This window comes from Novosphingobium sp. FW305-C-30-35, assembly GCF_058783135.1.
On the sequence record NZ_JBYSYJ010000001.1, the window covers coordinates 2,025,962 to 2,042,989 of the forward strand.

Below are 17,028 nucleotides of genomic sequence, written 5' to 3' on the forward strand. Positions count from 1 at the left end.
GCTTTGCCGTTTACCTTGATCGCTTTCTGATGAAAGCAATTCAGTGGACGGGCGCGATGCATTCAGAAATGCGCATCTGCCGCGCCGTTGCGGTCACACTTTGGATTTATCCCTGGAGGGGGAGGCGTTGACAGAGCGAATGTCGAAAGAACAACCAATGAATCCGGGTCAGCAGCGCCGCAAAGGCGGAAAACCGCGCCCGCCCGAATGGGCAGATGGGCTCAAGCGCCTTTACGATTCCGTACTCGATGAACCTCTGCCAGACACCTTTGCCGATCTGCTGAACAAGCTGGACGATCCGTCCAATGGCTGAAGCTGCTCCGAAGGCTGCCGGTGTTGACATCGACAAGACGCCTCGCCCCGCCAGCGATCCGGTCACGTTCAAACGCGAACTGACCGGCGTCATCCCCCACCTTCGCGCGTTCGCGCGCGGTCTTTGCGGCAGGCCGGATCTTGCCGATGATCTGGTACAGGAAACGCTGCTCAAGGCCTGGGCCGCGCAGGAGCGGTTCGAGCCGGGCACCTCGATGCGTGCATGGACTTTCGTGATCCTTCGCAATGCCTACCTGACCGACATGCGCCGGAACCGCTTCCGCGCCGACTATGATGAAACCGTAGCTGAACGGATCCTGGTCGCCCCCGCCGCGCAGGAGGGGCCCATGCACCTTTCGGACATGCACCGAGCCTTGCTCACGCTTCCGCCCGAACGGCGCGAGGCATTGCTGCTGGTGGGCGCAGGCGGCTTCAGTTACGAGGAAGCCGCCCAGATTTGCGGTTGTGCCGTGGGTACAATCAAGAGCCGCGTTGGTCGCGCCCGCGCAGCACTGTCGCAAATGATCGAGAATGGGCAAATCCCGCGCCGCAGCACTGATGATGCGGTGGCCCACTCGGCAATCATGAGCGAACTCGATCATACCGTACACGCCGGCAGCCAGTCCTGACGGACTGCTCTGTCGGAGCAGCAACACTCCCCTGCAAATTCACGCGGCCTCCTGCCAAGGCTATTGATCAGCGCCTGACAACGGTGGATGGAACATTGAAACCTCCGTCAGGCCCGTTTGCGTGAATCAACAGCCGTCAGAAATGCTGGAAAGACCGCTGGACGTCGACGATCCGGCGGATCGTCGTGCACGGCTGCAATCGGCCATTGTCCTTTTGCTGGGGCTGGGGCTGTTCCTTGCCTTGCCGTTCGTGCTCTCCATCGGGTCGGTGGTCTTTCTCCCTCCGGTGACGGCGATGATCTTCACGATCGTCATGTCGCCGCTTGCCGACCGACTGACCCGTCTGGGCCTGCCAAACATGCTGGCATCCTTCATCGCGATCTGCGCGCTGATCGCAGTCGTGTTGATGGCGCTACTGCTGATCCTGCAGCCCGCGTTCGTGATGGTGGATCAGGTCCCGGCCCTGGCCCGGCAGGTTGCCGGACGGTTTGCCGAGCTTCGCGGAAACCTTTCATGGATCGCCGATGTGAACCGGCAGCTTGCCCGGATCACCGGGCATTCGGCCACACGCGAAGTGGTTGTCGCCAGTCCGTCAGTGATCGAACAGGTCGCCTTTGCCACGCCGAGCGTGATCCTCGAAACCCTGCTTACCCTGCTGATGACCTTCTTCATGATCGAATCGCGCATTCGCATGAAGCGACGCATCCTGCTGGATCGCCATTCCTTCAACGCCTCGGTCCGCCTCGCACGGGTCCTGCGCGATGTGCAGGAGCGTGTCGCGAGCTACATCCTTACCGTGGCACAGGTGAACTTCGGCGTCGGGGTCGTCGTGGCGCTGGGAGCATGGGGCTTTGGTCTCGCCGCGCCGGTCATGTGGGGCGGCCTTGCCTTCGTGCTCAATTTTCTGCCCTACCTGGGACCACTGGTGATGATGGGACTGCTGGCACTGGTGGGACTCGGCACGGCTAGTAGCGTGGCGGTGGGTCTGGTGCCGGTTCTTGCCTACCTGGTGCTCCACGCTATCGAATCGAATGTGCTGACCCCGTCGATCCTCGGCGCGCGCTTCACCCTCAATCCCGTCGCGATCCTGCTGTCGATCAGCTACTTTTCATGGATCTGGGGTGTGCTCGGCGCACTGCTTTCGGTCCCGATCCTGCTGACCATCGCCGCGCTGCTTGATCACATCGGCAGGCCGAACCTCGTCGGCTTCCTGTTTGGCGAGGCTCTTTTCGAACCTGCCCGCCTCGCCGGTATCGACGAGGACGGGCAAGCGGATGCGAATCAGGCCGGATAGGTCCAGGTGCCATCGCGGCCGAGGTTCTCGGCGGCAAACTCCCAGTTCAGATGCTTCTCGATCACCGCCTTGAGATATTCGGGGCGCAGGTTCTTGTGGTCGAGATAGTAGGCGTGCTCCCACAGGTCGATGACCAGCAGCGGCTTGGCATCGCCGGTGGCAAAGGTCGCCGCGTCATGCGTCTGTTCGACAGCCAGCTTGTCGCCGCGGGCCACGAGCCAGACCCAGCCCGATGCAAAGTGTGCCGCGCCCTGTGACGCCAGTTCCTCGCGCAGGCGGTCGAGCGAGCCGAAGCTGCCTTCGATCGCTGCAGCAAGATCGCCGGTCGGCTCGGACGAGGTCGGTGTCAGGCTATTCCAGTAGAAGGCGTGGTTCCAGCTCTGCGCAGCATTGTTGAACAGGCCCTTGTCGCCCTTTGCCTCGGCAGCGGCGACGACTTCCTCGAGGCTCTTGTCCGCCAGGTCCGTGCCCTCGATCGCGGCATTGGTCTTGTCGACGTAGGCGTTGTGATGCTTGCCGTGGTGCGTCTGCAGCGTCGTCGCCGAGATGCTCGGCTCGAGTGCGGTATCGGCATAGGGAAGCGGGGGAAGTGTAATCGCCATGATAGTCAACGTCCTTGCTTGGAAATCTGCGTCGCAGACCAACGCGCGAGGTAGTCGTTGGTTGCGAAGTCGTCCCGCCCCAAGGTCGTTGAAATTATCGAAACAGCAGTTGCACTTATCGCGCAGGTTCACCGTGTGCGCGGTCGACCGCCGCCGTCACCGCGACGTCCATCGTCACGTTGCCGAGCGTGCGCATGAGGTCGGGCAGGACTTCCACGGCAACCAGGATGGCGAGTGGCTCCACCGGTATGCCCATCGCGATGGAGATGGGGCCGATCGAGGTCACGAAGCTGATTGCGCCGGGCAGGCTGACCGCGCCCAGTGTCGTCAGCGTTGCCACCACGAAGCCCGCAACCAGCATCGAAGGCGTGATCGGCATGCCGAACCAATGCGCAACGTAGATGGCGACAGCGAAGTTCATCGCTGGCCCGGTCGCGCGGAACAGCGCCACGGCAAGTGGCATCACAAGGTCTGAAGTCTGGTCCCGAACGCCCAGCTTGCGGCAAACCGTCAACATTGCGGGAAGCGTTGCGAGAGAGGACTGCGTCGAAAGTGCCAGAGCCTGCGCCGGCAGCACAGCGCGGGCGAACTCGCCCAGCCGCAGACGCGCGCCGAACACGGCAACGGCATAGGCCATAAGGAAGATCACGGTGCCGGCCGACGTCACTACCAAAACGTAGTGCGCCAGCGCGCCGATGGCCGAAGTCCCGCTCTGCGCCGCAACCGAAAGGCTGAGGCAGAACACGCCGAGGGGAGCGGCCAGAAGCACCCAGCCGATCACCACCAGCATCGCATTGGCGACGCCCTCGAAGAATGTCGCGAGCGACCGCCGTTGCGTTTCGGCAAGGCGCGTGGCGGCAAGGCCGAACACGGCGGTAAACAGGATGACTGGCAGGATCTGGTCCGTGGCAGCCGATTGCAGCACGTTGGTGGGCACCAGCGATTGCAGGAAGGCGCCAAAGCCGGGCACGGTCGCCTTGTCGTGAATCTGCGCGACGCTGGCCCGCAAGGCTGCTGCAGCGGCGGTCGGCATCGGGAAAACGGAAAGGATCGCCGGGATCAGCAGTCCCGCCATTGCACTTCCGCCGGCCAAGATCGCGAAGAAGAACAGCAACGCCCGTCTTGCCAGCGCCCCCGCACGCGCTGCGGCCACCGTCTGTGCGATGCCGGTGAACAGCAGCGAAACCACGAGCGGCACGATCGTAGCGCGTAAGGCGTTCAGCCACAGCGTACCGACAGGTTGTGCCACGACCAGCACGGGATCAAGCAGCGCCGGGCCAAGAAACGCCAGGGAAAGGCCCAACGCAAGCCCTCCGACAAGCGCGGCAAAGATCCAGCCTGCGCGGATCGTCGGGATCGGCGGTTGCGTGATGGACGAATTTTCAGAAGGCGGTAAGGTCATCTTGAGACAACTCTAGCTAGGTTGCACGGCAAGGCAACGCATGCCGCCCGGGATCGGGCGCACGAAAAAGAGGGAAACGCCGGTTCATGGCACGCAAGTTCTTCGGCACCGATGGCATCCGGGGCCGGACCAACGCCGGAGTGATGACCGCCGCGACCGCAATGAAGGTCGGGCAGGCGGCAGGCACGTACTTCCAGCGCGGCGACCACCGCCATCGCGTCGTGATCGGCAAGGACACGCGCCTGTCCGGCTACATGATGGAAAGCGCAATGGTCGCCGGGTTCACTTCGGTTGGCATGGATGTCGTCCTGCTCGGACCGATGCCGACGCCCGCAGTCGCCATGCTCACCCGCTCGATGCGGGCGGACCTTGGCGTGATGATCTCGGCCAGCCACAACCCTTTCGAGGACAACGGCATCAAGCTGTTCGGGCCGGACGGCTTCAAGCTTTCGGACGATGCTGAACTCAGCATCGAAGCCATGCTGGCCCAGGATCTTGCCCTCGCCGACGCCACGCAAGTCGGGCGCGCCCGTCGTATCGAGGATGCGCGCGGCCGCTATATCCATGCGGTCAAGGCCAGCTTGCCTGACAACGTGCGGCTCGATGGCCTGCGCATCGTGATCGATTGCGCAAACGGCGCAGCCTACCACGTCACGCCCTCGGCGCTGTGGGAACTGGGCGCGGAAGTCATCGCCATGGGCGTCGAGCCCAACGGCAAGAACATCAATGCCGGGGTCGGCTCCACCCATCTTGATGCGATCAAGGCCAAGGTTCGCGAAGTGCGGGCCGATATCGGCATTGCCCTCGACGGCGACGCCGATCGCCTGATCGTGGTCGACGAGAAAAGCCAGACGGTCGACGGCGACCAGATCATGGCACTGATCGGCACCCAGCTTGCCGCGCGTGGAGAGCTGCGCGGCGGCGGCGTGGTGGCCACTGTCATGTCCAACCTCGGCCTCGAACGCTGCCTCAATGGCAAAGGCCTGACACTCGAACGCACCGCAGTGGGGGACCGCTACGTGCTCGAACGCATGCGCGAAGGCGGGTTCAATGTCGGTGGCGAGCAGTCCGGCCACATGATCCTGACCGATCACGCCACCACTGGTGACGGCACGGTCGCGGCCCTGCAGGTGCTGGCCGCGCTGGTAGAAAGCGGCAAGCCGGCCAGCGAGCTGCTGCATCAGTTCGACCCGGTCCCGCAATTGCTGAAGAACGTGCGCTTTGCTGGCGGCAAGCCCTTGGACGACAAGACGGTGAAGCAGGCGATCGCTGATGCCGAGGCGCGCCTGATCGGCAAGGGCCGCCTCGTCATCCGTCCATCCGGCACCGAACCGGTCATTCGCGTGATGGCCGAGGGTGACGACGCCGGCGAAGTCGAGGCTGTGGTCGACCAGATCTGCGATGCCGTCAGGAAGGCTGCCTGATGCTGGAAATGCGCCCCGATTGCGAACGCTGCGGCGCGGATCTTCCGGCCGAAGCCCCCGGCGCCTTCATCTGCTCGTTCGAATGCACGTGGTGCGCCGAATGCGCCGAAGAGCTCGACGATCGCTGCCCCAACTGCGGCGGTGAACTTATGGACCGCCCGACGCGGGCGAAGGCGCTCCACGCCAAGCACCCGCCATCAACGGAGCGCAAGTTCAAGGGATGAGGCCACCCCGCGTCCTGTCGATCGCAGGCTCGGATTCCGGCGGCGGCGCCGGCATCCAGGCCGACATCAAGACGATCACCATGCTTGGTGGCTATGCGATGACCGCGATCTGCGCCCTGACCGCGCAGGACACCACCGGCGTCCATGCCGTCCTCCCGGTCGATCCCGCCATGGTCGCCGCGCAGATCGACGCCTGCCTCAACGATCTGGGCGTAGATGCGGTGAAGATCGGCATGCTCGGCTCACCCCAGATTGCGACCGTGGTAGCAGACCGGCTCGAATGCCTGTCCGTGCCCATCGTGTTTGACCCCGTGATGATCTCCACCAGCGGTGCAGCGCTCGCTGACGCAGCTACAATTGCTGCCTTCGAACGACTGATGGCGCTCGCCACGCTGACAACGCCGAACGTACCTGAGCTCGCAGCGCTTGGTGGCGATGCCGCGATGCAGGGGCGGGGCATTGCCTATATCGCCAAGGGCGGGGACGCCGACGGTCCCGAAGTGATCGACCGCCTGGTCATTCCAGGGCAGTCCGAGCGCGTCTGGACCGCACCGCGCATCGAAACGCGCCACACCCACGGCACCGGCTGCACAATGTCGAGCGCCATCGCCACGCTGCTCGCCAGCGGCGCGTCGCTCGAAGAGGCGGTGGAAGACGCCAGAGAATTCGTCCGCGCTGCCCTGCTGGCCGCGCCCGGCTTCGGCGCTGGCCACGGCCCGCTCGGCCATCAGGCGGTGCGCTGATCCCAATCCTCGCGCGTTAGCGCGAAGTAGACGCTGTCGCACCACTCCTCGCCGACCAGCCACGTCCGCGCCGCGCGGTGTGTCTCGGCAAAACCGAGCCGTTCAAGCAGCCGGATGGAAGCCTTGTTGCGCGGATCGACGTCGGCAAGGATGCGCGGCAGGTGATGGACGGTAAACCCGCGCGCGATCACCATGCCCACCGCCTCACGTGCGAAGCCCTGCCCCCAGACGTCCGGGTCGAACATGTAGCCGAGGTCGGGGAAGCGGTAGAATCCCGCCTTGCCGATGACGCGGCCCTGATGCTCGACGATGAAATCCTCACCCTCCAGGTCAGGGATGTCCGCCATGTTGCCAAGCCATTCCGCTGTCACGGCCTCGCTGTCGTGCGGCGGTGTGGACCAGTAGGCCATGGCACGCGGCTGCCGCATGATCGCGTGCATCGCCGCAAGGTCCTCCTGCGGGCGCACGGGTCGCAACAGCAGCCGCGCGGTCCGGATCATCGGTCAGCAGTCCAGATCGTAGAACTTGACGATGTGGTCCCAGGCTTCCTCGGCTGTCTCCACCGGAATGAACAGCTCCAGGTCCTCGAAGTTGATCACGCCTTCCTCGGCAAGCGCACGGAAGTTCACCACGCGGTTCCAGTAATCACCGCCGAACAGCAGGATCGGAATCGGCTTCATCTTGCCGGTCTGGATCAGGGTCAGCAGTTCGAAGAACTCATCGAAAGTGCCGAAGCCTCCCGGGAACACCGCCACCCCCCGCGCCCGCAGCAGGAAGTGCATCTTCCGCAGCGCGAAGTAGTGGAACTGGAACGAGAGGTGCGGCGTGACATAGCTGTTCGGTGCCTGCTCGTGCGGCAGGACGATGTTCAGCCCGATCGATTCGGCGCCAGCATCGTGCGCCCCGCGATTGGCCGCTTCCATGATCGATGGCCCGCCGCCCGAGCAGATCACGAACTGGCGCTTGCCGTCTTCCACCAGCCCGCACTTGCTGGCGGTGAAGGCCAGCTTACGCGCTTCTTCGTAGTACTTGGCCTTGGCAACAAGGCTCTCGATCACCGCCTTGCGCTCGGGCGTGGTCGCCGTCGCCAGCGCCGCTTCGGCCATGTCGGGCGAAGGAATGCGCGCAGACCCATAGACAACCAGCGTCGATCCGATGTCCGCTTCGTCGAGCAGCATCTCGGTCTTGAGCAGTTCCAGCTGGAACCGCACCGGTCGCAATTCCTCGCGCAGGAGGAAGTCGGTGTCACGGAAGGCCAGCCGGTAGGCCGGGTCCTGCTGCTGGGGGGTGGTCTTGGGGTGGTTCTCGACGAAACCGGCTTCCTGCTCGGCCTTGTAGAACTTGCGCTTGGTCAGCTCGTGCTGCTTTTCTTCTTCAGTCATGCCTGCATAGGTCGGTCACCATGCCGGAAAGCGCAACCCCCGAACCGTGCAAGGAAAGATTGCCGCACACGCCAGTGCGCGCTGGTGGGCCCCGCAAGCTGTATGCGGCGGTGCTAGGCCAGTTCAGCGCGATGATGGCACCAGGCGACTGCAAGCCACAGCAAGGCAAAGAACGTCAGGACGCCCCATTCGACAGCGTGCCCCGGCATCTGGTTGAGGGCGACGACACCGGCGGCATACTGGCCTGCGGCGAGGCACAACGCTATCCAGCGCATGGCGTGGGGGCGGAACCGACAAGCCACCGCCACCGCCATCCCGACAACAACCATGAGGAAGAAGAGCGTGTTGACGGAATTGTCGTCGCCAATGATGCCAACGGCAGCGTTTGACCAGACGGTAAGGAAGGCTGCAACACCGGCGAGGATGTAACCCGCGCGCTGTGTTCCTGCCTGAGCATATCTGGCCGCAAGTTCGCATACGGCGCCGATGAAGCCTAGCAGCAGTGCGGCGAACACGAAGTCCCCGGCAGTCCAATTCACCTCCGGGGTCAGTTGCATCGCAAGGGCGGGAAGGAGGAGCAGTGCCAGGAGGCTGCCCCATCCGGCAATTCGCCAGCCATTGGCAGTCTTCGAAGTATGGGCGTTGGTCATGATCGAGCCTCCTTGCGCATTTATGGCGGCGATTGATGAGGCGGCGCGGTCTGAAAGGCATGAGGAAAAGATGAGCAATTGCTGACAACACGCCAAGCGCTTGCCAATGCTCCGGTATGGCAGCAGACCCGGACGCAATGGGAAGACACGCACAGATTCTGCGCTTCGGGGACTTCGAGCTCGACTGCGAGAACCGGCAGTTGCTGCAACACGGAAAACCGATCGAGCTCGGCAGCCGCTACTTCGATGCGCTCGCGCTGCTGGTCGCGCGGCGGGGCGAACTGGTGAGCAAGGACAGCTTCATGGACGAGGTCTGGCAGGGCATCCCGGTTACAGACGAGGCGCTGACACAATGTATCCGCACCCTGCGCCGCGCGCTGGGAGACAATGCGGCCAATCCCCGCTTCATTCAGACAGTGCCGAAACACGGCTACCGCTTCATTGCTGCGATGCCGCAGCAAGCGGATGCTGCCGAACCAATGGCGCGAGCGTCGCGTATCGCCGCGGCCTGCACTTTGTTGGGACTCGTGGCCGGAGCCGCCGCCGGGCTGTGCTATGGCATCATCGCGGGGACTGGCGGTGGCGGTCAGGTGCTTGTTCTGTCCGCGATGATCGGTGTCCTCGGTCTTCTCGCCGGTGCAGGTCTGGGCGCGGGAATGGCTGCCACCGTGGCTTGGCGCCAGAATGCCGATTGGTTGATCGTTGCCGGCGCCGCACTGGGCGGCCTTGCGATTGGCGCTCTGGGCAACCTCTTGGGCCGGGAAGGCGTGGGGTTGCTGTCCGGCGTATCGGACCTTTACGTCACCGGACCTTTTGAGGGCGCAATTCTTGGCTCTGCGGCAGGTCTGGCCTCGTGGGCCGCGTGCACCGGCCAAAGCCGACGTGTCGTGCTTGCCGCCGCACTGTGCGCGGGAGGGACGGCGGGCCTCCTGATCTACCTTTCCGGCGGAGTTCTGCTGGCAGGCTCACTCCAGGCTCTCGAGCTGGGAGTTGCGGGCATGCAGCTCGATGTCGACAGGATTGGCAACCTGCTTGGCGAACAGGGGCTTACAACGACTGCACGGGGGCTCACCGCGGTCATCGAGGCGCAGGTTTTCGTCCTGGCGATCACCTGGGGGCTGCTCATGGCAGGCAGAAAGTCTGGAAAGCTGGATGCCCCGCGAGGATTCGAACCTCGATAGACGGAATCAGAATCCGTAGTCTTACCATTAGACGACGGGGCAGTGTGAGGCGCGCAACTAGGGGGCGAGTGCGCCCAAGTCAAGCGGTTCAATGGGCATTTTTGGTGCCGGTCTTGCGGGCGGGGCGGCACATCGCTAGCATTGGCATCAAGTACCCGGCCTGCATCAGGCGGCGCGGGAAAACATAAGCGAATACGATTCATGGCGGGTTCCATTCCGCCGGCAAATGGGCAAGGCGCGCGACCGGACGGCCAGCCGGCCAACGGCAAGACGGCAGGCGGCAAGAAGGGGCAAAGGAAAAAGCCCCGTCGGCCACGCGGCAAGACCGGGAGCGGTGTCCCACCCAAGTCGGCCGGCAAGACCAGTCCGCCCGCAGCACGCGGTGGCGGCACGCACGAGGCTATCGCCGCGGCAACTCCGGCTGTGGTGGCGGAATCTCCCGCACCGCCCGCGTTTGAGCGTGCAAGCACCTGGCAGAAACCGCTGCCCCATCACCGCCAGGCCTATGCCGCGATCGACCTGGGCACAAATAACTGCCGTCTCCTGATCGCAAGGCCCTCGGGCGAGCATTTCGTGGTGATCGACGCCTTCAGCCGCGTGGTCCGCCTGGGCGAGGGACTGGCCCAGACCGGGCGCCTTTCCGACGAGGCCATGGACCGCGCGCTTGGCGCCCTGCACGTCTGTGCCGACAAGCTGCGCAAGCGCAACGTGCATCTTGCCCGCTCGGTTGCCACTGAAGCCTGCCGCCGTGCGAGCAACGGACAGGCCTTCATCGATCGCGTTCGCAACGAAACCGGCATCCACCTGAATATCATCACCGCGCAGGAAGAGGCACGCCTCGCCGTGCTCGGCTGCCACATTCTGCTCGAACAGGGCAACGGCCCGGCGATGATCTTCGACATCGGCGGCGGGTCGACGGAGATGGTGCTGGTGGAAACCGGCGAAACCGTGCCCCGGATCCTCGATTGGCAGTCGGTGCCATGGGGCGTCGTCTCTTTGACCGAGAGCATCGGCGCGATTGCCGACGATCCGCATGCCCGCGCGGTCGCCTATGCCGAGATGCGCCGCCGTGTGGACGAAGGTTTTTCCGATTTCACCGCCCGCGTAACGCCGATCCGGCACGCAGCGCAGGGCGAGCGCAGCATCCGCCTGCTGGGCACCAGCGGCACCGTCACCACGCTGGCATCACTCCATCTCGAACTGCCGCAGTATGATCGCCGCGCAGTCGACGGCCTGATCGTGCCGGCCGATTCCATGCGCGACATCTCGCGCCGTCTGTCAACGATGACCCCGGCGGAGCGCATTGCCGTGCCCTGCATCGGGCGCGAACGCTCGGACCTCGTCGTTGCCGGGTGCGCCATCCTCGAATCGATTCTCGACATCTGGCCGGCAGAGCGCCTTGGCATTGCCGATCGCGGCATTCGCGAAGGCATCCTGCGCAGCCTCATGGCCACCGGCGCCGATCCGCGCGGGCCCAGGAAAACGGAAGCAGCATGAGTCGTTCCGGAAAGAATCCCAATGAGCGGCTCAAGAGCGCCAAGGGCCGCTCGGCCTCATCGGTGCGCTGGCTGTCGCGCCAGCTCAACGACCCTTACGTGAAGCAGGCCAAGGCCGAAGGCTGGCGCAGCCGCGCGGCATTCAAGCTGATCGATCTCGATGAGAAGTTCGGCCTGCTCAAAGGCTCGAAGCGTGTCGTCGATCTCGGCATCGCGCCTGGCGGGTGGAGCCAGGTCGTGCGCAAGAAGTCGCCGGCGGCAAAGATCGTTGGCATCGATCTCCTGCCCACCGATCCGATCGAGGGCGTGACCATCTTCCAGATGGACTTCATGGCCGATGAGGCGCCGGAAGCTCTGCAAGGTGCGCTGGATGGTCCCCCAGATCTCGTGATCTCCGACATGGCCGCCAACACCGTTGGCCACAAGCAGACCGACCACCTGCGCACGATGGGCCTGGTCGAGACGGCTGTAGACTTTGCCGTCCAGACCCTGGCCCCCGGCGGGGCGTTCGTCGCCAAGGTCTTTGCCGGCGGCACCGATGGCGAACTCCTCAAGATCCTCAAGAAGAACTTCACGACTGTAAAGCACGCCAAGCCCCCCTCGAGCCGCAAGGATTCCTCGGAGTGGTACGTGATTGCCCAAGGGTTCAAGGGCCGTGCGGGCGAGCCTGCGTTAACCGACAACTAGCCTGCTGTCGCATCGCGGGACTCAGGACAAACCCCTAGCTGGGCGCGCCTGGCGGGCATGGTTATCAGCACCTTAACCGAAGCACTCCGGAGCCACCCGATGACCTCCATCCGCAGCCTGCTGCTCCCTCTCGCCTTCCTCGGCTTCTCCGGCGGGGCAATGGCAGAAGACATTGCTGCAAGAGGATGGTCTGCCGACTGGAAGGTCATCGGCGTGGCCGAGGACCGCACCGAAGTGCTCGTGCGTCCCGAATCAGTCCGCGAACTGCCGCCCAGCCCGGCTCGTAGCTTTGCCGTCCGTCAGGTCTGGGCAGGTTTCGACTTTGCCCCCGCCGCGAGCTTGGCCACCGGGCGCAAGATCATCCTGTTCCGCTATGACTGCGCCGCGAAGCGCGTGCTCATTGCCGCGGCAACGGACTACGCGACGTCCGGCGAGATCCTGTCCCGCAACGCCGTTGCCGCCGACAGTGCCGATCAGTACGCCCCGGTTGAGCCAGAGACGCTAAATGCAGCGATCATGGCCGAGGCCTGCCACCTCTGACGGTCAGCGCTTCGCGTTCCAGTTGAACAGGAAGCTGCGATGCTCCGCCCAGGTCTGGCCCTCTATGTGATCGCCTACCAGGCACGCCGCCGTGTGATAGGGCCCGGCGCCATCGGTGGTGCGAACGCTCACGCAAGTCCGCGCGCGGTCGGTCTTCCAGCGTCCTGCCAGTATTTCGCTCTCGTAGAAGCTGCCCTTGACCGTGCCATCGGCCTGCAGCTGTAGCACCATCGGTTTTGTGTAAGGCTCTTCCGGCTTGGCCGACAGGTCGACAGTCCAATTGCCCTGCATGGCGGCGGGAGGTTCCGCCGCACCGGCCGGAGTCATGACGAGCAGAAGCGGCAAGGCAGTAAACAGGCGCATCGGTTTCTCCTAAAGCGCAACTCTGCGCGGCTCATGCGCAAACGCAATAGGTACCGAAGACATCAAAAGGGCGCCCGGATCGCTCCGGACGCCCTTTTGAATTTCGTCTGAAAGCGAAGTTTACTTCTTCGACTTCAGGTAGGCGATCACGTCCGCACGCTGCTGATCGTCAGCAATGCCGGCGAAGGTCATCTTGGTGCCAGCGGCAAAGGCCTTGGGATTCTTCAGCCAGGCATCGAGCGTGGCATCGTCCCAGGTGCCGCCCTTGCCCTTGAGCGCGTCGGAGAAGGCATAACCGCCGCGATCGCCAGCCACGGCCTCACCATGAACGCCGAACAGGTTGGGACCAATGCCGTTGGCACCGCCCTGATCGATGGTGTGGCAAGCCTTGCACTTGGCAAAGACTGCCTCGCCCTTGGCGGCATCGCCAACCAGAGCAACGGCAGCACCTTCGGCAGGCGCAGCACCAGCTGCCGGAACGGCTTCAGGCGCAGGCAGCGGCAGGTTCGAGCCGAGCGAGTTGAGATAGAGAATCACGTTGGCGCGGTCTTCACCCTTGGGCAGACCGGCGAATGACATCTTGGTGCCGGCGGCAAAGGCCTTGGGGTTCTTCAACCAGGCATCAAGCGTGGCGAAATCCCAGTTGCCGCCCTTGGCAGCGAGATCAGCCGAATAGGCAAAGCCCGCAGCATGCTTGCCGACCGGCTTGCCGACGATGCCATAGAGGTTCGGACCGATGCCATTGGCGCCGCCCTGCTCGGCGGTGTGGCAGGCCTTGCACTTGGCAAAAACGGCTTCGCCCTTGGCAACGTCACCAGCAGCGAGGAGATTCGCCAGCGGCAGCTCAGCCGCCCCGCCACCCTCGGCACCTTCTTCGACGACGCCCTCGATCGCGTAGCCCATCTTTTCCGGACGGTGCTCCTTGTCGGCCAGGAAGTAGTGCGCCGACAGGCTGGAGAGCCCCAGAGCCACGATGCCCCCGAACAAGGTCCATCCGGCGATGGTATTGAAACGATCGTCCATTTACGAGCCCCATAGGCGCAACGTCAGCACCTTGCCGACACCCGCGCGAGTTCGGGGTCCCTCTAGTCAGGGCCATGCGGCAGCGCAAGATGGTTTGCGCCGCAAATTCGATCTCCCTTGCCCGAAAGAACAGAGCGGCTTAACGCGCGAGCCATCATGCAGAGCTATCCCGCCCCCGCGCTCGCCCTTGTCGAGAACATGGCTGCCGCTGCAGCCGCCGATCCTGCGCGCGCCGTTTCGTTCCAGGGGGCGCCGGGCGCCAACTCCCACCGCGCCGCGCTCGAGGCCTTGCCCGATTGCCTGCCGCTGCCATGCTTCTCGTTCGAAGACGCGCTCGACGCGGTCAAGGAAGGCCGCGCGGCCCACGCGATCATCCCGATCGAGAATTCGCAGCACGGGCGCGTAGCCGACATCCACTTCCTGCTGCCCGAGAGCGGCCTTTCGATTGTCGGCGAACACTTCCTCGAGATCCATGCGAGCCTGATGGCGCTTGGCGATGGTCCGTTCACCGCCGCATACAGTCACCCGCAGGCGCTCGGCCAGTCGCGATTCTATCTGCGTGACCGCGGCATCGTGCCGATGAGCTATGCCGATACCGCCGGGGCCGCTGCCTATGTCGCCGAACTGGGCGATCCGACCGTGGCCGCACTTGCCCCGCGCATCGCCGCCGAACTCTATGGCCTGAAGGTGATCGAGGACAACGTCGAGGACGCGCACGACAACACCACCCGCTTCGTGATCCTGTCCAAGACCCCGCGCGATCCGGCCACCATCTCCGGCCCGGCGATGACGACGTTCGTATTCGAAGTGCGCAATATCCCGGCTGCGCTCTACAAGGCGCTGGGCGGCTTTGCGACAAACGGGGTCAACATGACCAAGCTGGAAAGCTACCAGCGCGGCGCGAGCTTTGCCGCCACCGAATTCTATGCCGATATCGTCGGCGCGCCGGGTGAACGCCCCGTCGATCTTGCGCTCGAAGAGCTCGATTTCTTTGCCAAGAACCAGCGAATACTTGGGACTTACCCGATGGAACGCGTCCGCGGCCAGTAAGAGTATTCAAAAGGACGGTGACTTGTGCTTGCCCCGTCGCCTGCCGCGTGCAAGGTTGCGCGGGTGACGGCACCGGCTTCGGCAACAGTACCAGCAAATGATGCGGCCGCAGCCGAGGCTGCATGGCGCTCGATCCGCGAATCGGGCGATATCCAGTTCGCACCTGTCCCGCCCGATCCCGTGCCCGTCACGCCGGACTGGCTCAAGGCGCTTGGCCGCTTCCTCGAATGGCTTCTCTCACCGCTCGGGCGCCTGCTTGGCGGCAGCTGGAGCGTGATCGAGATGCTGATGCTGGTCGGCGCAGGGCTCGGCGTGCTGTGGATCGCATGGAGCCTCCTCTGGCCGCTGTGGCGCGAACGTGGCACCCACCGGAGAGTGGCAGAGCCTGAATGGGCACCGCTGCGAGAAGAAGCGCTCGCCCTGCTCGAAGACGCTGACCGCCTTGCCGCGCAAGGCCTCTATGGCGAGGCCGCGCATCTCCTGCTCAAGCGCAGCGTTGGCCAGATCGCCCGCGCCCGGCCCGATTGGCTGGCCCCCTCCAGCACCGCGCGCGAAATCGGCACGATCACCGGACTACCCGGAGAAGCGCGCGCCGCCTTCGGCACCATCGCCAGCCTGGTCGAGCGCGCCCGCTATGCCCTGCGGCCCCTTGGGGCAGACGAATGGAGCACGGCGCGCGAAGCCTATTCGCGCTTTGCCATCGCGCCGCTGACGGTCGCTGCGCAATGAGCAATGCCGCACCAACCCCGTTCTCGCGCGGCACGCTGATCGGGATGCTGCTGGTCGGCGCGCTCGCCTTCGTCGCGCTGCTCTGGTTCCTTGGCAACGGCACCGGCGGCAACGGCAACAACGGCGGCGCGCATGTCGGCGGGCAAGGCCTCAATGGCTATGCCGGCCTTGCGCGGATGCTCGAAGCCGAAGGCCTTGACGTCCAGCGCCAGCGCAACCGCCGCGCGCTGGAAAACGCACCGGGCCTGCTCATCCTCACCCCGCCAGTCGATGCCGATAGCAAGGAGATCGCCAGGATCGTCGATGCCCACCGCTACTGGGGCCCGACGATCGTCGTCACCCCCAAGTGGCTGGCAATGGGCGTCAACGCCAAGGCCGCCAAGCGCGGCTGGGTGCAGATGGTCGGCACGCAGGCGCCCGAATGGAAGGGCTTTGCCGACAACGTCACGGTCGAGATCGGCGATGAAGATTCGCCACCCGCGGGCGGCTGGAAGCTTGGTGACCGCCGCGGCAAGTTCCCTGACGATCGCCAGATCGAAACCGGTTCCGGCAAGGGCCTCGTCCCCCTTCTCACCACCGGCAGAGGCAAGACGCTCGCGGCGTTTCTGGATGACGATGGCTACTATCCCGCGCTCAACAATTTCGCCGGGATCGACCCTGGCTACGGCGGCGATGATGAGGATCTGTACCCTGTCGTCCTCGTGTTCGAGCCCGACCTGCTCGACAACTGGGGCTTGGCCGACCGCAACACCGCCATGCTTGCCTGCGATCTCGTGCTCGCCACGGCGGATGATCGCAGCCAACCAATCGTCTTCGACATGACCTTCAACGGCTTCGGCGCCAGCCGCAATCTGCTGACCCTCGCGTTCGAGCCACCTTTCCTTGCCGCCACGATCTGCCTTTTGCTCGCCGCGCTGGCGATCGCCTGGCGCGCGCTCAATCGCTTCGGACCGGCGCTGGTGCAGGGGCAGGAAATCGCGTTTGGCAAGGCCGCCCTGGTCGCCAACGCTGCGGGGCTCATCCGCCGCGCCGGCCGCGTCCACCTCGCCGCCGCGCCCTATGCCGATGCCACGCGCGAACGCATTGCCTTGGCGCTGGGCCTGCCCAAGGGCCTCGACCCGCAGGAGACCGAGCGCCTGATCGACGCTGCGCAACTCCGCCGGGCCATCGCCGGCCCACCGTTTTCCCAGGCCGCGCGCCACTTGCGCGATGCCCGCAAGCCCCATGAACTGACGAAGCGCGCCCAAGTGCTGCAGCAGATAGAAAGGCACCTCAAGTGACCGAGACGACCTCCGAA

At 64.6% G+C, this 17,028-nt stretch carries 20 protein-coding genes and 1 tRNA gene; 13 read left to right on the plus strand and 8 right to left on the minus strand.

The annotated features are described in order from the left end of the window. Positions 1 to 43 precede the first annotated feature (43 nt). From AC3WLM_RS10035 to AC3WLM_RS10045, 3 genes are all read left to right on the plus strand, one after another. Complete coding sequence (locus tag AC3WLM_RS10035; RefSeq protein ID WP_156135854.1) at positions 44 to 313, plus strand: NepR family anti-sigma factor; 270 nt, start codon at positions 44 to 46, stop codon at positions 311 to 313. Continuing rightward, positions 306 to 941 (plus strand): sigma-70 family RNA polymerase sigma factor, encoded by a 636-nt coding sequence (locus AC3WLM_RS10040; RefSeq protein WP_052242629.1) that lies wholly within the window; start codon positions 306 to 308, stop codon positions 939 to 941. Before AC3WLM_RS10035 ends, AC3WLM_RS10040 begins: the two co-directional genes overlap by 8 nt. A gap of 142 nt (positions 942 to 1,083) precedes the next feature. After that, complete coding sequence (locus tag AC3WLM_RS10045; protein ID WP_052242628.1) at positions 1,084 to 2,235, plus strand: AI-2E family transporter; 1,152 nt, start codon at positions 1,084 to 1,086, stop codon at positions 2,233 to 2,235. Here the strand turns inward: AC3WLM_RS10045 and AC3WLM_RS10050 are convergent. Continuing rightward, positions 2,223 to 2,837 (minus strand): superoxide dismutase, encoded by a 615-nt coding sequence (locus tag AC3WLM_RS10050; RefSeq protein WP_492477278.1) that lies wholly within the window; start codon positions 2,835 to 2,837, stop codon positions 2,223 to 2,225. The two genes, AC3WLM_RS10045 and AC3WLM_RS10050, sit on opposite strands and share 13 nt — an antisense overlap. A 115-nt stretch (positions 2,838 to 2,952) precedes the next feature. Further along, positions 2,953 to 4,239 (minus strand): dicarboxylate/amino acid:cation symporter, encoded by a 1,287-nt coding sequence (locus AC3WLM_RS10055; protein WP_492477279.1) that lies wholly within the window; start codon positions 4,237 to 4,239, stop codon positions 2,953 to 2,955. Between the two features lie 86 nt (positions 4,240 to 4,325). Here AC3WLM_RS10055 and glmM point away from each other — a divergent pair, with 86 nt between their 5' ends. The 3 genes from glmM to thiD are packed head-to-tail and all read left to right on the plus strand — an operon-like array spanning position 4,326 to position 6,630. Then, complete coding sequence (glmM, locus tag AC3WLM_RS10060) at positions 4,326 to 5,663, plus strand: phosphoglucosamine mutase (protein WP_039337058.1); 1,338 nt, start codon at positions 4,326 to 4,328, stop codon at positions 5,661 to 5,663. Beyond that, entirely contained in the window at positions 5,663 to 5,887 is a 225-nt protein-coding gene (locus AC3WLM_RS10065) for a DUF1272 domain-containing protein (protein ID WP_039337056.1), read from the plus strand. Before glmM ends, AC3WLM_RS10065 begins: the two co-directional genes overlap by 1 nt. Then, positions 5,884 to 6,630: a bifunctional hydroxymethylpyrimidine kinase/phosphomethylpyrimidine kinase gene (gene thiD, locus AC3WLM_RS10070; protein ID WP_492477280.1), complete on the plus strand. Its 747-nt coding sequence runs from the start codon at positions 5,884 to 5,886 to the stop codon at positions 6,628 to 6,630. The genes AC3WLM_RS10065 and thiD overlap by 4 nt, the downstream gene beginning before the upstream one ends. Here the strand turns inward: thiD and AC3WLM_RS10075 are convergent. The 3 genes from AC3WLM_RS10075 to AC3WLM_RS10085 all read right to left on the minus strand — a co-directional run bounded on the left by AC3WLM_RS10075 (position 6,615) and on the right by AC3WLM_RS10085 (position 8,662). Beyond that, on the minus strand, positions 6,615 to 7,130 hold the full coding sequence (locus AC3WLM_RS10075; RefSeq protein ID WP_193827510.1) for a GNAT family N-acetyltransferase: 516 nt from the start codon (positions 7,128 to 7,130) through the stop codon (positions 6,615 to 6,617). The genes thiD and AC3WLM_RS10075 overlap by 16 nt on opposite strands. A 3-nt stretch (positions 7,131 to 7,133) precedes the next feature. Next, positions 7,134 to 8,012, minus strand: a complete 879-nt coding sequence (locus AC3WLM_RS10080) for an LOG family protein (RefSeq protein ID WP_492477281.1) — start codon at positions 8,010 to 8,012, stop codon at positions 7,134 to 7,136. Positions 8,013 to 8,125: 113 nt separating this feature from the next. Beyond that, positions 8,126 to 8,662 (minus strand): hypothetical protein, encoded by a 537-nt coding sequence (locus AC3WLM_RS10085; RefSeq protein ID WP_492477282.1) that lies wholly within the window; start codon positions 8,660 to 8,662, stop codon positions 8,126 to 8,128. A gap of 137 nt (positions 8,663 to 8,799) precedes the next feature. Between AC3WLM_RS10085 and AC3WLM_RS10090 the strand changes: the two genes are divergently transcribed. Then, entirely contained in the window at positions 8,800 to 9,843 is a 1,044-nt protein-coding gene (locus tag AC3WLM_RS10090; protein ID WP_492477283.1) for a winged helix-turn-helix domain-containing protein, read from the plus strand. Here the strand turns inward: AC3WLM_RS10090 and AC3WLM_RS10095 are convergent. Further along, positions 9,812 to 9,885: transfer RNA gene (locus AC3WLM_RS10095), tRNA-Gln, on the minus strand. The genes AC3WLM_RS10090 and AC3WLM_RS10095 overlap by 32 nt on opposite strands. A gap of 159 nt (positions 9,886 to 10,044) precedes the next feature. Between AC3WLM_RS10095 and AC3WLM_RS10100 the strand changes: the two genes are divergently transcribed. The 3 genes from AC3WLM_RS10100 to AC3WLM_RS10110 all read left to right on the plus strand — a co-directional run bounded on the left by AC3WLM_RS10100 (position 10,045) and on the right by AC3WLM_RS10110 (position 12,566). Continuing rightward, complete coding sequence (locus tag AC3WLM_RS10100; protein ID WP_492477284.1) at positions 10,045 to 11,340, plus strand: Ppx/GppA phosphatase family protein; 1,296 nt, start codon at positions 10,045 to 10,047, stop codon at positions 11,338 to 11,340. Then, positions 11,337 to 12,026, plus strand: coding sequence for an RlmE family RNA methyltransferase (locus AC3WLM_RS10105; protein ID WP_062344314.1), 690 nt, complete (start codon positions 11,337 to 11,339; stop codon positions 12,024 to 12,026). Before AC3WLM_RS10100 ends, AC3WLM_RS10105 begins: the two co-directional genes overlap by 4 nt. A 99-nt stretch (positions 12,027 to 12,125) precedes the next feature. Beyond that, positions 12,126 to 12,566, plus strand: coding sequence for a surface-adhesin E family protein (locus AC3WLM_RS10110; RefSeq protein WP_062344312.1), 441 nt, complete (start codon positions 12,126 to 12,128; stop codon positions 12,564 to 12,566). Between the two features lie 3 nt (positions 12,567 to 12,569). Here the strand turns inward: AC3WLM_RS10110 and AC3WLM_RS10115 are convergent, their stop codons facing one another. After that, positions 12,570 to 12,929 (minus strand): hypothetical protein, encoded by a 360-nt coding sequence (locus AC3WLM_RS10115; protein ID WP_492477285.1) that lies wholly within the window; start codon positions 12,927 to 12,929, stop codon positions 12,570 to 12,572. A gap of 120 nt (positions 12,930 to 13,049) precedes the next feature. Next, positions 13,050 to 13,952, minus strand: coding sequence for a c-type cytochrome (locus tag AC3WLM_RS10120; RefSeq protein WP_082013457.1), 903 nt, complete (start codon positions 13,950 to 13,952; stop codon positions 13,050 to 13,052). Positions 13,953 to 14,108: 156 nt separating this feature from the next. On the opposite strand from AC3WLM_RS10120, the gene AC3WLM_RS10125 reads away from it, so the two are divergent. The 3 genes from AC3WLM_RS10125 (at position 14,109) to AC3WLM_RS10135 (ending at position 17,011) form a co-directional block, all read left to right on the plus strand. After that, on the plus strand, positions 14,109 to 15,002 hold the full coding sequence (locus AC3WLM_RS10125; protein WP_492477286.1) for a prephenate dehydratase: 894 nt from the start codon (positions 14,109 to 14,111) through the stop codon (positions 15,000 to 15,002). A gap of 63 nt (positions 15,003 to 15,065) precedes the next feature. Continuing rightward, positions 15,066 to 15,731 (plus strand): DUF4129 domain-containing protein, encoded by a 666-nt coding sequence (locus AC3WLM_RS10130; protein WP_062344306.1) that lies wholly within the window; start codon positions 15,066 to 15,068, stop codon positions 15,729 to 15,731. Next, a complete protein-coding gene (locus AC3WLM_RS10135; protein ID WP_492477287.1) occupies positions 15,728 to 17,011 on the plus strand; it encodes a DUF4350 domain-containing protein in 1,284 nt (427 codons plus the stop codon). The genes AC3WLM_RS10130 and AC3WLM_RS10135 overlap by 4 nt, the downstream gene beginning before the upstream one ends. Positions 17,012 to 17,028 lie beyond the last annotated feature (17 nt).

Coding starts and splice junctions, on each gene's coding strand:
- AC3WLM_RS10040 (WP_052242629.1), top strand. CDS start 306: ATGGCTGAAGCTGCTCCGAAGGCTGCCGGTGTTGACATCGACAAGACG.
- AC3WLM_RS10045 (WP_052242628.1), top strand. CDS start 1,084: ATGCTGGAAAGACCGCTGGACGTCGACGATCCGGCGGATCGTCGTGCA.
- AC3WLM_RS10050 (WP_492477278.1), bottom strand. CDS start 2,837: ATGGCGATTACACTTCCCCCGCTTCCCTATGCCGATACCGCACTCGAG.
- AC3WLM_RS10055 (WP_492477279.1), bottom strand. CDS start 4,239: ATGACCTTACCGCCTTCTGAAAATTCGTCCATCACGCAACCGCCGATC.
- glmM (WP_039337058.1), top strand. CDS start 4,326: ATGGCACGCAAGTTCTTCGGCACCGATGGCATCCGGGGCCGGACCAAC.
- AC3WLM_RS10065 (WP_039337056.1), top strand. CDS start 5,663: ATGCTGGAAATGCGCCCCGATTGCGAACGCTGCGGCGCGGATCTTCCG.
- thiD (WP_492477280.1), top strand. CDS start 5,884: ATGAGGCCACCCCGCGTCCTGTCGATCGCAGGCTCGGATTCCGGCGGC.
- AC3WLM_RS10075 (WP_193827510.1), bottom strand. CDS start 7,130: ATGATCCGGACCGCGCGGCTGCTGTTGCGACCCGTGCGCCCGCAGGAG.
- AC3WLM_RS10080 (WP_492477281.1), bottom strand. CDS start 8,012: ATGACTGAAGAAGAAAAGCAGCACGAGCTGACCAAGCGCAAGTTCTAC.
- AC3WLM_RS10085 (WP_492477282.1), bottom strand. CDS start 8,662: ATGACCAACGCCCATACTTCGAAGACTGCCAATGGCTGGCGAATTGCC.
- AC3WLM_RS10090 (WP_492477283.1), top strand. CDS start 8,800: ATGGGAAGACACGCACAGATTCTGCGCTTCGGGGACTTCGAGCTCGAC.
- AC3WLM_RS10100 (WP_492477284.1), top strand. CDS start 10,045: ATGGCGGGTTCCATTCCGCCGGCAAATGGGCAAGGCGCGCGACCGGAC.
- AC3WLM_RS10105 (WP_062344314.1), top strand. CDS start 11,337: ATGAGTCGTTCCGGAAAGAATCCCAATGAGCGGCTCAAGAGCGCCAAG.
- AC3WLM_RS10110 (WP_062344312.1), top strand. CDS start 12,126: ATGACCTCCATCCGCAGCCTGCTGCTCCCTCTCGCCTTCCTCGGCTTC.
- AC3WLM_RS10115 (WP_492477285.1), bottom strand. CDS start 12,929: ATGCGCCTGTTTACTGCCTTGCCGCTTCTGCTCGTCATGACTCCGGCC.
- AC3WLM_RS10120 (WP_082013457.1), bottom strand. CDS start 13,952: ATGGACGATCGTTTCAATACCATCGCCGGATGGACCTTGTTCGGGGGC.
- AC3WLM_RS10125 (WP_492477286.1), top strand. CDS start 14,109: ATGCAGAGCTATCCCGCCCCCGCGCTCGCCCTTGTCGAGAACATGGCT.
- AC3WLM_RS10135 (WP_492477287.1), top strand. CDS start 15,728: ATGAGCAATGCCGCACCAACCCCGTTCTCGCGCGGCACGCTGATCGGG.